General features: G+C 45.4%; 15 protein-coding genes. 13 read left to right on the forward strand and 2 right to left on the reverse strand.

Going from position 1 to position 13631, the window contains the following annotated elements:
• Positions 1 to 15 precede the first annotated feature (15 nt).
• Positions 16 to 1089: a methyltransferase gene (locus AB6E54_RS19035; RefSeq protein ID WP_017062270.1), complete on the reverse strand. Its 1074-nt coding sequence runs from the start codon at positions 1087 to 1089 to the stop codon at positions 16 to 18.
• 28 nt (positions 1090 to 1117) lie between these two features.
• Positions 1118 to 1507 (reverse strand): hypothetical protein, encoded by a 390-nt coding sequence (locus AB6E54_RS19040; protein ID WP_017062271.1) that lies wholly within the window; start codon positions 1505 to 1507, stop codon positions 1118 to 1120.
• A 72-nt stretch (positions 1508 to 1579) separates the two neighbouring features.
• On the opposite strand from AB6E54_RS19040, the gene AB6E54_RS19045 reads away from it, so the two are divergent.
• The 13 genes from AB6E54_RS19045 (at position 1580) to AB6E54_RS19105 (ending at position 13630) form a co-directional block, all read left to right on the forward strand.
• Positions 1580 to 2326 carry a beta-ketoacyl synthase chain length factor gene (locus tag AB6E54_RS19045; RefSeq protein WP_170967444.1) on the forward strand — a complete coding sequence of 249 codons (747 nt, stop codon included), beginning with the start codon at positions 1580 to 1582 and terminating at the stop codon, positions 2324 to 2326.
• Positions 2326 to 3096 (forward strand): 1-acyl-sn-glycerol-3-phosphate acyltransferase, encoded by a 771-nt coding sequence (locus AB6E54_RS19050; protein ID WP_017062273.1) that lies wholly within the window; start codon positions 2326 to 2328, stop codon positions 3094 to 3096. The genes AB6E54_RS19045 and AB6E54_RS19050 overlap by 1 nt, the downstream gene beginning before the upstream one ends.
• A gap of 105 nt (positions 3097 to 3201) precedes the next feature.
• A complete protein-coding gene (locus AB6E54_RS19055; RefSeq protein WP_004736154.1) occupies positions 3202 to 3462 on the forward strand; it encodes a phosphopantetheine-binding protein in 261 nt (86 codons plus the stop codon).
• Positions 3463 to 3472: 10 nt separating this feature from the next.
• Positions 3473 to 3730, forward strand: coding sequence for an acyl carrier protein (locus AB6E54_RS19060; protein WP_004739745.1), 258 nt, complete (start codon positions 3473 to 3475; stop codon positions 3728 to 3730).
• On the forward strand, positions 3730 to 4287 hold the full coding sequence (locus AB6E54_RS19065) for a septation protein IspZ (protein ID WP_048669155.1): 558 nt from the start codon (positions 3730 to 3732) through the stop codon (positions 4285 to 4287). The genes AB6E54_RS19060 and AB6E54_RS19065 overlap by 1 nt, the downstream gene beginning before the upstream one ends.
• 6 nt (positions 4288 to 4293) lie before the next feature.
• Positions 4294 to 5682, forward strand: a complete 1389-nt coding sequence (locus AB6E54_RS19070) for an AMP-binding protein (protein ID WP_102333656.1) — start codon at positions 4294 to 4296, stop codon at positions 5680 to 5682.
• Between the two features lie 88 nt (positions 5683 to 5770).
• On the forward strand, positions 5771 to 6133 hold the full coding sequence (locus AB6E54_RS19075; RefSeq protein WP_017062276.1) for a 3-hydroxyacyl-ACP dehydratase: 363 nt from the start codon (positions 5771 to 5773) through the stop codon (positions 6131 to 6133).
• Entirely contained in the window at positions 6126 to 7931 is a 1806-nt protein-coding gene (locus AB6E54_RS19080) for a glycosyltransferase (RefSeq protein WP_372106518.1), read from the forward strand. Before AB6E54_RS19075 ends, AB6E54_RS19080 begins: the two co-directional genes overlap by 8 nt.
• Positions 7909 to 9456, forward strand: coding sequence for a histidine ammonia-lyase (gene hutH / locus AB6E54_RS19085; protein WP_372106516.1), 1548 nt, complete (start codon positions 7909 to 7911; stop codon positions 9454 to 9456). Before AB6E54_RS19080 ends, hutH begins: the two co-directional genes overlap by 23 nt.
• A gap of 39 nt (positions 9457 to 9495) precedes the next feature.
• Positions 9496 to 9999, forward strand: coding sequence for a thioesterase family protein (locus AB6E54_RS19090; protein ID WP_102333658.1), 504 nt, complete (start codon positions 9496 to 9498; stop codon positions 9997 to 9999).
• Complete coding sequence (locus tag AB6E54_RS19095; RefSeq protein ID WP_102333659.1) at positions 9986 to 10666, forward strand: outer membrane lipoprotein carrier protein LolA; 681 nt, start codon at positions 9986 to 9988, stop codon at positions 10664 to 10666. Before AB6E54_RS19090 ends, AB6E54_RS19095 begins: the two co-directional genes overlap by 14 nt.
• Positions 10638 to 13010, forward strand: a complete 2373-nt coding sequence (locus AB6E54_RS19100) for an MMPL family transporter (RefSeq protein ID WP_372106515.1) — start codon at positions 10638 to 10640, stop codon at positions 13008 to 13010. Before AB6E54_RS19095 ends, AB6E54_RS19100 begins: the two co-directional genes overlap by 29 nt.
• Positions 13007 to 13630 (forward strand): DUF3261 domain-containing protein, encoded by a 624-nt coding sequence (locus tag AB6E54_RS19105; RefSeq protein WP_029235193.1) that lies wholly within the window; start codon positions 13007 to 13009, stop codon positions 13628 to 13630. Before AB6E54_RS19100 ends, AB6E54_RS19105 begins: the two co-directional genes overlap by 4 nt.
• Position 13631 lies beyond the last annotated feature (1 nt).

The raw sequence follows: 13631 nt of genomic DNA on the forward strand, positions 1-13631 counted from the left end.
CCATGTTTGTTATTTTTATTGCGCGCCAGCTTTCAATTCTAGAAGCGTGTGACCAAGACCGATATCGTCGGTACGCGTTACCACTTCAAAGCCCGCTTCTTCAACAATCTCTAAGAAATCTTCACTGCGGTAAAAACGACTGTTGCCATTGGCCAAGCAGGTAAAGTAGAGAGACGTCGCGTTTAAGCTATAAGAAGCCGCATCGTATTTCTGTGAATCCCAAAACAGTTCAAGGATATAGACAGTCGCATCTTCTGACATATGAGAGCGAACGCGCTTTAATATGCTCAGAATCTCCATTGGCGAGAAACAATCAAGGAACTGACTCATCCACCAAACATCCGCGCCCGTTGGCAGAGTTTGCTGTTTATCGAGCATATTCGCTGGGAATGGCGTGACTCGCTCTTGATGACCATGCTTTGCCGCGTTTGCCATTGCCATTTCTAGCTGCTGTGGCAAATCAACAATCGTCACCTCAACGTCCGCATCATGGTTGCAGCATTGCATCGCCCACTTACCCGTGTTGCCGCCGATATCCACCAGCGACTTAGGTTTCTTGCTGAAGACTTTTTCAAGTAACACAGGGAACGAGCGATCCGAATAGAAGTGATCAAACTTGAACCAACTCTCTTTTGCTTTTTCTGGCAATTGAGACAAGCCTTGGTAAATGGTTTCCCAATCACCCAACTCTTTCAAGCCTGCAGGTGTGCCTTCTTCAATCGCTTCTGTTAGATGCATCATCGCGGCATAACAAACATCGGCTGTGAAATCCATGTTTGCGTTAGTCATACCATCATGCAGAAGGTAGAAACCAAGGTTAGCCATTTTGTAGTTAGGCTTTTCCCAAGTCACAATATGAGCACTTAACGCCATATCGAGCAGGACTTTCACGCCGTACTCAGAGACACCGGTCGATTCAGAGATAGACTCTGCTGGTAAACCCTCGTTGCCCGCGTCATCTAACGCTTTCAAAATGCCTAAATCACGAAGTGTACGAGCAGTATGAAAAACAATCGGAGCGAAAGACAATTTCTGCGCTTCTGTTTTTGCTTCTAATGCGTTGAATGGATCTAATTTATATTCCGACACGAAAAACCTAACTTTAAATAATAGAGAGTTACTCAGCTGCCATTTGCGCAAGCTTACGTTTAATATCAACGTTTAAGTTATTAACCCAACGGTTGTAATTACGGTGTATTTCACCATCGTCGTACTTCAAATTCTCTGATTCAACGTAAAGAATAGAGTAAAACTTATCACTATAAGGAATTTCAACCACAGCGTGGTGCGAACGAACATACAATTCAGCGCGGATCAAACCAGGCTTTATTTCTGAAACCAACCAGCCTCGATTTTCAGCAGATTCAGAAATAGCTGATTTAACCTGTTTACTTTGAAGATTCAGTGCAACTGGAGTATCCTCAACATTCATTACAGGTTGGACGCGTCCACATCCTGCAAGAACGAATATGAATAACATTGAAACTGCTATTTTTAGTAATTTCATTTAAATTCCTTATCTGTGTTTATTTATAAGCGCGCATAGTATTTAGTTAGACTCAAAGCAAATCAATACTCTATGTCAAATCAATCCCAATTAATGTCGTTTAATATTGAGAAATGGTCTGCAAATTCGGCTGGTCTCAATTCTGTTGCCCAATGGCAAGCGTGGAGCACTAATTTAGATTGGCCACAAGATGGCTCAACTGAATTTAAAGCGATCCCACCGATGATGCGCCGCCGAATGAGTGTGCAAAGCAAACTTGCTGTCCAAACCGCGTTAACCCTATTAAAAGACACCTCGATTGATTATCTGGTCTTTGCTAGCCGACATGGTGAGTTGCATCGAACCGCCACTTTAATTCAGTCGATATTAGAAGGTGACGATGCCTCACCAATGGCGTTCTCGCAGTCGGTACATAATACCGCAGCTGGTCTAACCACCATTGCCGCCAAAGCACCGATTCCACTGACTTCAATAGCCGCAGGGCAAGATACTTTCCATAACGCTCTGATCGAAGCTTATCTTTACCTTCATCAATATCCGTCGCATCGAGTGTTAGTTATCGATTTCGACCAACCTCTGCCCGAGCTCTACCAAGAGTACGAAACACAGAACTTTGCTGATTATGCGCTGGGCTTAGTGCTCACCGCTGGCAGTGAATACTCTATTACTAGGACAGTAGAGACCAACCAAGCACCTTCCGTGTTACCACAAGGGTTACAAACGCTCCAACATATCTTATTAGGTACAAATAGGTGGGCTATTGCTGGCAAGCACCAAACTTGGTCTTGGGTAAATAACACCGAGACAGGTACAGCGTAATGAGCAGAGTAGACCAGTATTGGCGAGTATTCGCGACAGGCCTCTGCTTTACCATCTTTGGTTTGGGTGGCTTAGTATTGAGCTTCTTAATCTTACCGACTATCGCGCTAACCAATCCCAATACCATTAAAAGAGAGCTTAAAGCACAGCGATTAATCCGTTTCTCATTCAATGCGTTTTGCCAGATCATGAAGTTCACCGGAGCAATCGATTACCGAATTGATGGTGCAGAACTACTGCGTAACGACCGTAACTGCATTATCGTCGCCAACCACCCAAGTTTGATTGACTATGTGCTGATCGCCTCTCAACTTCCTCAATGTGATTGCCTCGTCAAAGCGGCCATTTGGGAAAACCCTTTTATGAAAAGGATTGTCAAAGCGGCAGGTTATATACCGAACCAAGCCCCTGACGATCTTTTAGAGCGCTGTGAAGAACGCTTCTCACGTGGCAATGTCATGCTGATTTTTCCCGAAGGAACTCGCACAACGCCAGGAATTGAACCATCCTTACAGCGTGGGGCGGCACAAATCGCGACTCGAACACAAACCGATTTACGCGTGATTCATATTACGGTTTCTCCGACATTCTTAACGAAAGAGAAAAAATGGTATCAAGTTCCTGCGTCGAAGCCCTTTTTTCATGTCGCGGTGAAAGGTAAAATAGAAGTCGAACCATTTATTGAAGGCTCAAATAATTTAACTTCGGCAGCAAGGCGCCTTAATCATCATCTTGCACAAACAATTTTCCCTTCCGAAGAAAACATTTAGCGTATCAATAACATAACAGGCGATATCGGCATTTCGAAAATACCTCATATAATGTAGAATCGCCCCCTTAAAGCAGCATTCAGATAAAGCATTAAGTAGGCCAAAGTGGAAACATTACACAACGAACTGAAACAACTGATCATCGACGCATTGAACCTTGAAGACATGAGCATTGATGAGATTGAAACGGAAGCTCCACTATTTGGTGATGGACTTGGACTAGACTCTATCGATGCCCTTGAGCTTGGCCTTGCTATCAAGAAAAAGTACAACATTGTTATCGATGCAGATGATTCAAACACTCGACAGCACTTTGCGTCAGTTGAAAATCTAGCGAACTACATCTCTTCTCAAACGAATAACTAGACAGATCTTTATGACACAAGCTAACCAACAAGAAGTATACAACCAGGTTAAAGATGCGCTTATTGAGCTGTTCGAGCTTGATGCTGAAGATATCACCCCTGAAGCTCATCTCTATCTTGATCTAGACCTAGACAGCATTGATGCCGTTGATTTGGTCGTTCACCTACAGAACGTCACAGGTAAGAAGATCAAACCTGAAGAGTTCAAAGCAGTGCGCACCGTTAATGACGTTGTCGAATCTGTGGTTGAACTATTGAAGGACGCCTAATGCGTCCTCTGCTGACTTTACTGTCGGCAATTATACTTTTCACTTATCCAATAGCGGTTTACTTTGGACTCAACAAGTTTGGCTTACAAACCGTTGGTATTGCCTTAGCCGCTATCTTTGCTGTACGCATTTTCACCGGCGGTCAGGCTAAAATCAAAGAGCTAAAACACCTAGCTTGGATCAGTGGAAGTGCCGGTATTGTTCTGCTGGCTTTAGGCTTAGCCTTTAAGCAACACGGCTGGCTAACCTATTATCCCGTTATCGTTAATGTTTGTATGCTGGTTGTATTCGCTTCGAGCCTATGGCAACCACAAACGATTATCGAACGTCTTGCTCGCCTTCAAGAGCCTGAACTTCCGCAAAGTGGCGTTGATTACACACGACAAGTCACCAAAGTGTGGTGCTTGTTCTTTGTTATCAATGGCTCTATTGCCCTTTACACCTGCTTCCAACCGCTAGAAGTATGGACCCTATACAATGGCTTACTCAGCTATCTGTTTGCAGGGTTACTCTTTGCAGGAGAGTGGGTAGTAAGACAGCGCATTCGTCAGAGTTAAATTGTTATGACCCAAACCGTATCTTACACCTCGTTGTCTGAGCTTCTCAGCCAGGACAGAACCCCTGAATCTATTGTCTGCTTTGACGACAATAGCGAGATTACGTGGCAAACATTTAACGACGACTTATCTCAACTCGTACAATTTTTGTCTTTATCCCCTTTTCAACGAATCGCGATTTGTACCCAAGACAGCTACCTATTTACGGTGGCCTTTTTGGCATGTGCAGCAGCCAACAAACACATCATCTTACCGGGCAACTACCAGCCATGTGCGCTTGCTGAGTTAAGTAAGCAGTTTGATTGCCTGCTAGTTGATAACTCGATTGGCGAAGTTGAGGTGAGTGACGTTCGTAATATCCAAACCTTATTGGATTCAAACACTGAAGCACAAAAACCTCTAACCGAGAATCTTACGACCATTGATTTGGCAACAGTCCCATTAACTCTGTTCACTTCAGGTTCAAGTGGCACGCCAAAAGCGATAGATAAAACGTTAGAACACCTAGATATTGAAACGGCTCAGTTACACAAGAACTGGGATGCTTTACTCAAGGGAAACCGAATCCAAAGCACCGTTTCCCACCAACACATCTATGGCCTGCTGTTTAGAATCTTATGGCCGCTCTGTTCTGGTGTGCCATTTGCTCGAAACAACCTTGAGTACCCAGAACAAATTCTGTCTCATGCCAATAAAAACTGTGTACTGATCAGCAGCCCAGCGCTACTTAAACGATTAAAGCATGAGACCAACAAGGTACAACTTGCAGGAATCTTCTCTTCGGGTGGTCCATTGCCTACCGAGTCGGCTCACCAGTCACGAGATCTGCTTGGTCATTTACCGATTGAAGTCTTTGGTAGCACAGAAACCGGTGGCATCGCATTTCGTCAGCAAGAGAGCGCTCAAACGCCTTGGCAACTTTTTGCCTGTATTGAGGCTAGTCTCAACAGTGAGAATTGCATTAAGTTATTGTCGCCGTACATCGATAAGAATAACTGGTATCAAACCTCTGATGAGTGCGAGATGGTCTCGGAGAATCAATTCATATTGAAGGGCCGAACGGACCGAGTGATCAAGATAGAAGAAAAGCGAGTATCACTGGTTGAAGTGGAAAAGCGACTGGAGCAACTGCCTTGGATAAGTGAGTGCGTGGTTATTCCATTTGAGGAGCCTGAGCGATTAATATTAGCCTCTGTTTTGGTATTATCAGATGAAGGCCAAGCCGCTCTATCGACCATGAGCAAAGGTAAATTCTGGTTGATGCTGCGTACAGAACTCAGAAAGTGGTTAGAGCCAATCGCAATCCCGAGAAAATACCGTGTTGTCGATGAGATCCCCCTCAACAGCCAAGGTAAGCGATTAACATCTCACATAGAACAGCTAATAAAATCATAGAAACCGCTGATCGTATTTTACACTGAGATTATCTTTTTATATTTTTGTCAAAGAACCAATATTTGCCCAAGGATTCTAAGCACGCCCTATGGATAAAAGAAAACCAAACATCATTGCTGTAGACACGGTAGAAAATGAATCGACCCTGACACTTCATGTTAGCGGAGATATCACCGACTTTAATGGGCACTTCAAGAGCTTCCCTATTCTACCTGGCGTCACGCAAATTGATTGGGCACTTCACTACGCAGTCCAAGAGTTAGGCGTTCCTGGTTTCTTTAAAGGAATGGAAGTCATTAAGTTCCAAGAGCCTATCCTGCCTGACGCTACAATCCAGCTATCACTCAAATGGGATGCTGACAAAGACAAGCTGAGCTTTAGTTACACATCAAACAACGGTGAACAGACCCACTCTTCAGGCAAAATGAAGCTGGGAGAAAAAAGTGAATAGCGCTCCCGTCGAGGCTACTTCTCAACACCACACAAAAGAAAGCAGCTACAAGGCTTGCTTCCTTATCCCGTGCTTTAACCATGGCGCAACCATGCCGGTTGTGGTGTCGTCACTTCATCATTTTGAGTTACCGATCATCATCGTTGACGATGGCAGTGAACTCACAACAAAACAGTTTCTGTCTCCCCTAGCAGAGAATTCAAACGTAACCTTGGTGACGCTTGAACAGAACCAAGGTAAAGGCGGCGCAGTAAAAGCCGGAATCAAAAAAGCGCAGCAACTAGGCTTTAGCCACGCTATTCAGATAGATGCTGATGGGCAACACGACCTGGAAGCCTTGCCAACATTGATTGAGGCCTCACAAGCTAAGCCACAACGTCTGATATCAGGCCAGCCTATCTACGACGACAGCGTACCCAAAGCAAGGCTCTATGGGCGCTACGCGACACATATCTGGGTATGGATAGAAACCCTTTCTTTATCAATTAAAGACAGCATGTGTGGCTTTAGAGCGTATCCTATCAACCAAACTCAAACTGTGTTGAATAAGTACGATGTTGGTTCGAGAATGGACTTCGATATCGAGATTTTGGTTCGCCTGTATTGGGAAGGTTGCGACATAGACTTCGTTGAAACGCGCGTTATCTATCCTGAGAACGGCATCTCTCATTTCGATGCGTTGTGGGATAACGTCAAAATCAGTTGGATGCATACACGTCTATTCTTCAGCATGCTGCCAAGAGCACCAAAACTGATTGCTCGCCATTTCAAATCCGATTCAGCTAAAAGTGGTCAAAATCAAGATTCATCGACCGGACCAAACAACAACGAGCTAGAACAGCCTCATTGGTCTCGCACTCAAGAACGCGGCACCGTACTTGGCATCAAACTGTTGTTGGCCGTTTATACCCTATTAGGCCGAGGTGTCTTTAATCTGATTTTGCGTGGTGTGATGCGTTACTACCACCTAACGGGCAAACGCGCACGAAACGCCTCAGAACAGTACCTGTTTCAACTAAAGGTTTACGCAGAGCAACAAAACATTGAGTTACCTGTGGAGCTAACCAGCTATAACCATCTGCTTTCGTTTGGCCATACGATGTTAGACAAACTGGCGGCATGGAAAGGGGATTTCTCGGCAGATAACCTGACTATTCATGGCCAAGACCAATTCGAGAGCATGGTTGCAAATAATCAAGGTGTGCTAATCCTTGGATCTCACCTTGGCAATATCGAACTGTGCCGCGCTTTGGGTCGCAGACACTCGAACATCAAAATCAACGCGCTGGTTTTTACAGAACACGCCGAACGTTTTAATTCCGTAATGAAAGCGGTTAACCCGCAGTCTGATTTAAATCTGATTCAGGTGACATCGATGGGGCCTGATACCGCTATCTTGTTACAACAGAAACTAGAGCAAGGCGAATGGATCGTGATTGTTGGCGATCGAACTTCCACCAGCAAAGAGAGCCGCTCAGTATGGGCTGAGTTCTTAGGTAAGGAAGCTCCATTCCCTCAAGGTCCATTTATGTTAGCCTCGGTTCTCAAAGCACCCGTATTTTTGCTGTTTGGGTTACGTGACGACTCACAATCTAAGCCGCATTTTAATGTCTATTTCGAGCATTTTAGCAACAAGATCGAGCTACCAAGAAAGACTCGCGAACAATCTTTACAGCAAGTCGTGCAAAAATACGCAAATCGACTTCAGCACTACACACTGCAAGCACCGCTTCAGTGGTACAACTTTTTTAATTTTTGGACATTGAGCAAGCACCATGACGAAAAAGAATCCAAATAGCATCACCTTTGGTGCCGAGCGCCTCACGATTGAGGATGTTGTCGCTATCTCACAAGGCGCAAAAGCCTCGATGAACACAAGTGAAGCATTCACATCTAAGATCGACCGTGGTGTCGCTTTCTTAGAACGCCTATTGAAAGAAGAAGGTGTGATTTACGGTGTAACGACGGGTTACGGTGACTCATGTACGGTTGCGATTCCACCAAACCTTGTTGATGAATTACCACTACACCTAACACGCTTTCACGGCTGTGGTTTAGGTGAAATACTGTCTCACGAGCAATCCCGTGCAGTATTAGCAACACGTCTGTGTTCGCTGTCACAAGGCGTATCTGGTGTGACTCACGACCTACTCAACCAAATCGTTACCCTGATCAACCAAGACATCTCACCGCGCATTCCTCAAGAAGGATCGGTGGGTGCCAGTGGCGACTTAACACCTCTGTCTTACTTAGCCGCAGCACTGATTGGTGAGCGTGATGTAATCTACAAAGGTGAAGTGCGCCCAACCAGTGACGTCTACAAAGAGTTAGGAATTAGCCCTATCAAACTTAAGCCAAAAGAAGGCTTGGCGTTGATGAATGGTACGTCTGTAATGACGGCATTAGCTTGTATCGCTTACAAGCGTGCGGAATATCTAGCTCAGCTATCAACTAAGATCACCGCTATGGTATCAGTCGGTATGCACGGCAATGACTTCCATTTCGATGAAGCGCTGTTTGCAGTCAAACCTCATCCTGGTCAACAACAAGTTGCTGCATGGCTGCGTGATGATCTGCAAGCGGATCGCCCGCCACGTAACAGTGATCGCCTCCAAGATCGTTACTCTCTGCGCTGTGCTCCACATGTTATCGGCGTGGTTCAAGACTCTCTGCCTTGGCTACGCCAAATGATCGAGAACGAGCTAAACAGTGCCAATGACAACCCAATTATCGATGGTGATAATGAGCGCGTACTGCACGGTGGACACTTCTACGGTGGACACATTGCAATGGCGATGGATACGTTAAAAACTGCAGTTGCGAACCTTGCTGATCTGCTTGACCGTCAAATGGCTCAGCTGATGGACTACAAGTTCAACAACGGTTTGCCATTCAACCTAACGGGTGCTGAAGGCGAACGTAAGCCAATCAACCACGGCTTTAAAGCAGTACAGATTGGCGTTTCAGCTTGGACAGCAGAAGCATTGAAACACACCATGCCAGCAAGCGTATTCTCTCGCTCAACTGAGTGTCACAACCAAGATAAAGTGAGTATGGGCACCATCGCAGCTCGTGACTGTTTACGCGTTCTAGAGCTAACCGAACAAGTGGCAGCAGCGTCACTACTGGCGGGGACACAAGCACTCGAACTTCGTAAGCGCCACAATGAGCTTGATGAGCACCACATGAGTGAGAACCTCAAGCACATTCGCGACGAAGTGCTTAAGGAGTTTGAATTTATCGTAGAAGATCGACCACTTGAAAGCGATCTACGCCACTTCATTGCTCGTATTCAAAGTCAGCACTGGTCACTTTACTCATAAAGTAGCCAACCCTTTACGCAATATTGTTGAGAGCGATTTATGTCTGAAATCCTTCACCCATTACAATCTGAGGTGACGCTTATCTCCTCATTCCAAGATGCCGACCCAATGGGCGTGATCTATCACGGCAACTACTTCCGATTCTTTGAAGAAGTTAGGCGCATCATGATGGATAAGATTGAGTACAACTACCATGAGATGAAGGATTCTGGCTACATGTGGCCTATCATCGATACCCGCGTGAAATACATTAAGGCGATACCGTTTAATCACAAGATTAAGGTAACGGCGAAACTCACCGAGTGGGAAAATCGCCTGCGCGTCGATTATGAAATTCATGATGCTCTAACCGGTGCTCGAATGACACGTGCTCACACCATGCAGGTTGCCGTCACCATCGAAGAACAAGAGATGTGCTTTGCCTCACCCAAAGTGTTTACTGACAAAGTCGAACACTGGCACCAATTTGGTTGCTTACCTCTAGCAACTGAACATCAAACACAAACCTCTAACCCACAGCAGGTGAACCATGAATCTGTTTAAACGCAGTCGCAAATACATCAATATCGCGCTAATTGGACTTACTGCGATGATGGCAAGCGGCCTTGTAAGCGCCAAAGAAAACTCTGCTGCTGTCAATTCTATTTCAGAGCTGCAGACGGTGCTCAGCGAAAATAGTATTGTGCGTGGTGAGTTCACTCAAACACGCAGTATGGAGATGTTCGCCCAGCCTTTAACGTCACAAGGTACATTTCTGTTAGACAAATCAAGTGGCTTACTCTGGACACAAACCACTCCGTTTCCCGTGAACTTAGTGCTCACCGATAACAAACTGAGCCAAAGGTTTGCCGATCAACCCGCAAAAATCATCACCGACAAAGAAAATCCAATGGCGTTTTATTTCAGCCATATCTTCTTGTCAGTGTTTCATGGGGACACGCAAAAACTTCAGGAACAGTTCGCACTCAATTTTGAGCCCGCAACTAACACCAGCTCTGATGAAAATGTACAAGCATGGACACTGACTCTAAAGCCCCAAAATGCACCGATGAATGCGGTGTTTGAGGCTATCACGCTGCAAGGCAACAGCGATATTGAACGTATTGAGTTGAAAGAGATTCGTGGAGATAGCACAGTGATCGAATTCAGTCAGTTAAGCCATCTACCGGAAGTATTATCAGATGCTGAAGCGAAACAATTCCAACTCTAGTCTTGCCCTTGTTTGGCTTGTTGTTGTAATGCTGTTTAGCGGGTTGTTGACCAAACAATTCGCTTTTTCTTCGTCGGTACCGATTGAAAGCAACATTCTAAAGTTACTGCCCGAAAACCAGCAAGACCCAATGGTAGAGCAAGCCTTTCAGCAGATATCCAGCTCGATGAGCGAGCAAGTGGTATTTATCATAAGCGCTCCCGATATCGAACAAACCATGGTTGCGACCGACGCTTTTGAAAAAGCTCTCAACCAAAGAACTTTTTCAAGTCAGCCAACTCTGTTTAAGCAAGTTCAAGGTAAAATCAACGCCAGCACTCAAAGCCAGTGGAGCGATTTCTATTTTCGTCACCGATCTCAACTGCTGACCCAACAACAAAAAGAGACGCTGACACACTCGCCTGATTCGCGAGCTCAATATGTCATTCAGTCTCTGTACAATCCATTCTCAGGCGTCACTGCAGCAGAGTTATCTCTCGACCCATTCTTGTTATTTCGCGACTACATCAGTGCTATTGGCGTCCAATCAAGTAACTTTGTTCTGAAAGAGGGCTATCTCACGGCCCAGTCGAATGAGCAAACTCATATTTTAGTCACGGCTACTCTGGCGGACTCACCTTATAGCTTGGCGATTCAAGAACAACTTCCAGGTCTTGATTCAATTGAGCGCAAGCTCGAAAAGCAGTTTGGTGTCAAAGTGCAGCATACTGGTGTGGTGTTCTACGCCAATTACGGTACCGAAAGCGCGAAATCAGAAATCAGTACCATTGGTTTGGGCTCATTGGCAGGCGTTATTTTATTGGTGTGGCTGACATTTCGTAGTGCGCTACCACTTGCCTTATCTTTACTCTCAATCAGTACAGGATTATTGGTTGCACTGGCAAGCACTGTCGCTATCTTTGGTAAGGTGCATCTATTCAGCTTGGTGTTTGGCGCTAGCTTGATTGGCGTATCCATCGATTACTCTTTTCACTATCTCACTGACCGTTTGGCCGCAGGAAGCCACTGGCAGAGCGATAAAGGCCTAAAGCATATTTTCATTGCCATCACTCTAGGTTTAATCACCAGCTTAATCGGATACTTAGGGCTACTGGTTGCGCCATTCCCAGGCTTGCAGCAACTGGCTCTGTTTTCGTCGATTGGACTGATCGCAGCTTACGCCAGTGTGGTGTGCTGGTACCCCGTTTTAGCGGTAAAACCAGGCCAAGAGCGCCCTCTTCCCCTGTCGAAACTTTGGCATACTTGGTTAAGCCTTTGGAGCAACCAAAAATTTAGAATTGGCTTACCGTTAACAGTGACTGTCGTTAGCTTGATGTCACTCAGTCAAATTCGTTACGACGACGATATTCGCCAGCTTCAGGCTATGCCCGAACAACTCAAACAACAAGAGCAAGCCATTACTGAGATATCAGGGTTAGGCAGTGGTCAAAATATGCTTTTGGTCACAGCTCAGAGCGACCAAAAGCTACTCAAAAAATTGACAGAAATCACCACAAGCTTAGATTCGCTGGTCAATAGCCAAGGTATCTCCGGGTATCGCAGCATCAATCAACATTTGTTAAGTAAACAAGAACAGCATGATAACTATCAGTTGGTTGAACAACTCTATAGTCAACAAAGCCATATATTACAAAGCTCTCTCGGTTGGTCTACGTTTCCAGAACTACCAAAATTCGAACCAATCACGGTATCTGGATTTTTGGAGTCTCCAGTCTCAGAGCCTGTTCGACCACTTTGGTTAAAACCTATCGACGGGCAAGCAGCGTCGGTCATTTTGATAAAAGACGTCACTGATGCTGAGCTGTTCTCACAGTGGTTGGAGTCAGATTTTGCTCAGAAGCAAGGTGTGAAACACCTCAATAAAGCGGATGAAATCTCCTCTCTTTTTGCTGAGTACCGCGTCAAGATTACCGAGCTGTTATTGATAGCATTGGCAGCTATTGGCATGCTGTTAGGCTGGCGCTATGGTGTGAAGCAAAGCCTGTTAATGCTGTTGCCTTCATTGATTGCAGGCGTAGCAGGTTTGGCGGTCACGGGCATTTTAGGCTCGACACTGAACCTATTTAACCTGCTTGGTTTGATTCTGATTTTAGGGATTGGCATAGACTACACCCTGTTCTTTGCTGAGCAAAAGAAATCGCTGAGCACCTTATTAGCGATCACCTTGTCAGGTCTCACAACACTACTTTCATTCGGCTTACTGTCGCTGAGCCAGACTCATGCTATTCATAGCTTCGGGGTGACGGTTCTGACAGGGATCTTTGTCGCTTGGCTGCTTTCTCCACTCGCGATCAACAGTAGTAAAAACGTAGAAGGACCAATTACTCGAGAGGCTTTTAGATGATCCAGACATTAAAGGTAACCTTCGCCATACTAGTGGGCATTCTAATGAGTGCCTGCTCGATGGTTTCTCAGCAGCCAAGTGGTGCGAGCGTGTCTATCGATCAAGACACCGATCTAGCACTACCACTGCCAGCTGAACTGGGATACTCATTAACAGCCAGTCAGTTGATTAGCGCTACGTGGGAAAATGATACACAGCAGCTTCCGGTTCAAGTCGAAGTCACACCAGGTAAAGTGGTTTTGGCGGGGTTCTCCTCTTGGGGTACTCGCATTCTATCGCTGCAATACCAGAATCAAGTAATTGATACGCAGGTTTTGTCTGGGCTTGGCGCAACTTTGCCACAACCTGAACAGGTGCTATTTAATTTAATGCTTACCTTATGGCCGGCTGAAGCATGGGCTCAGCCTTTACAAAGCATAGGTTGGCACCTAGTCGATACCGACAAAACAAGAACCGTATTTGATGAAAACCAACAGGCAATCATTCAAATTGATTACCAAACAGATCCTGGTACACACAAAACGGCAGGCGACATTGTTTTCAAACATTTGACCCTGGGCTACAACATCACCATACAAACGTTGAACTCAACGATTGTCGACAATCCAAGTAAGAGTTGAA

It is taken from the genome of Vibrio sp. 10N.247.311.49, from assembly GCF_041467655.1.
Lineage (GTDB): Bacteria > Pseudomonadota > Gammaproteobacteria > Enterobacterales > Vibrionaceae > Vibrio > Vibrio crassostreae_C.

Excerpts from the sequence above, each read along its gene's own strand:
- AB6E54_RS19040 (WP_017062271.1), bottom strand. The coding sequence starts at position 1,507 with ATGAAATTACTAAAAATAGCAGTTTCAATGTTATTCATATTCGTTCTT.
- AB6E54_RS19060 (WP_004739745.1), top strand. The coding sequence starts at position 3,473 with ATGACACAAGCTAACCAACAAGAAGTATACAACCAGGTTAAAGATGCG.
- AB6E54_RS19100 (WP_372106515.1), top strand. The coding sequence starts at position 10,638 with ATGCTGAAGCGAAACAATTCCAACTCTAGTCTTGCCCTTGTTTGGCTT.
- AB6E54_RS19095 (WP_102333659.1), top strand. The coding sequence starts at position 9,986 with ATGAATCTGTTTAAACGCAGTCGCAAATACATCAATATCGCGCTAATT.
- AB6E54_RS19090 (WP_102333658.1), top strand. The coding sequence starts at position 9,496 with ATGTCTGAAATCCTTCACCCATTACAATCTGAGGTGACGCTTATCTCC.
- AB6E54_RS19075 (WP_017062276.1), top strand. The coding sequence starts at position 5,771 with ATGGATAAAAGAAAACCAAACATCATTGCTGTAGACACGGTAGAAAAT.
- hutH (WP_372106516.1), top strand. The coding sequence starts at position 7,909 with ATGACGAAAAAGAATCCAAATAGCATCACCTTTGGTGCCGAGCGCCTC.
- AB6E54_RS19045 (WP_170967444.1), top strand. The coding sequence starts at position 1,580 with ATGTCAAATCAATCCCAATTAATGTCGTTTAATATTGAGAAATGGTCT.
- AB6E54_RS19065 (WP_048669155.1), top strand. The coding sequence starts at position 3,730 with ATGCGTCCTCTGCTGACTTTACTGTCGGCAATTATACTTTTCACTTAT.
- AB6E54_RS19050 (WP_017062273.1), top strand. The coding sequence starts at position 2,326 with ATGAGCAGAGTAGACCAGTATTGGCGAGTATTCGCGACAGGCCTCTGC.
- AB6E54_RS19070 (WP_102333656.1), top strand. The coding sequence starts at position 4,294 with ATGACCCAAACCGTATCTTACACCTCGTTGTCTGAGCTTCTCAGCCAG.
- AB6E54_RS19105 (WP_029235193.1), top strand. The coding sequence starts at position 13,007 with ATGATCCAGACATTAAAGGTAACCTTCGCCATACTAGTGGGCATTCTA.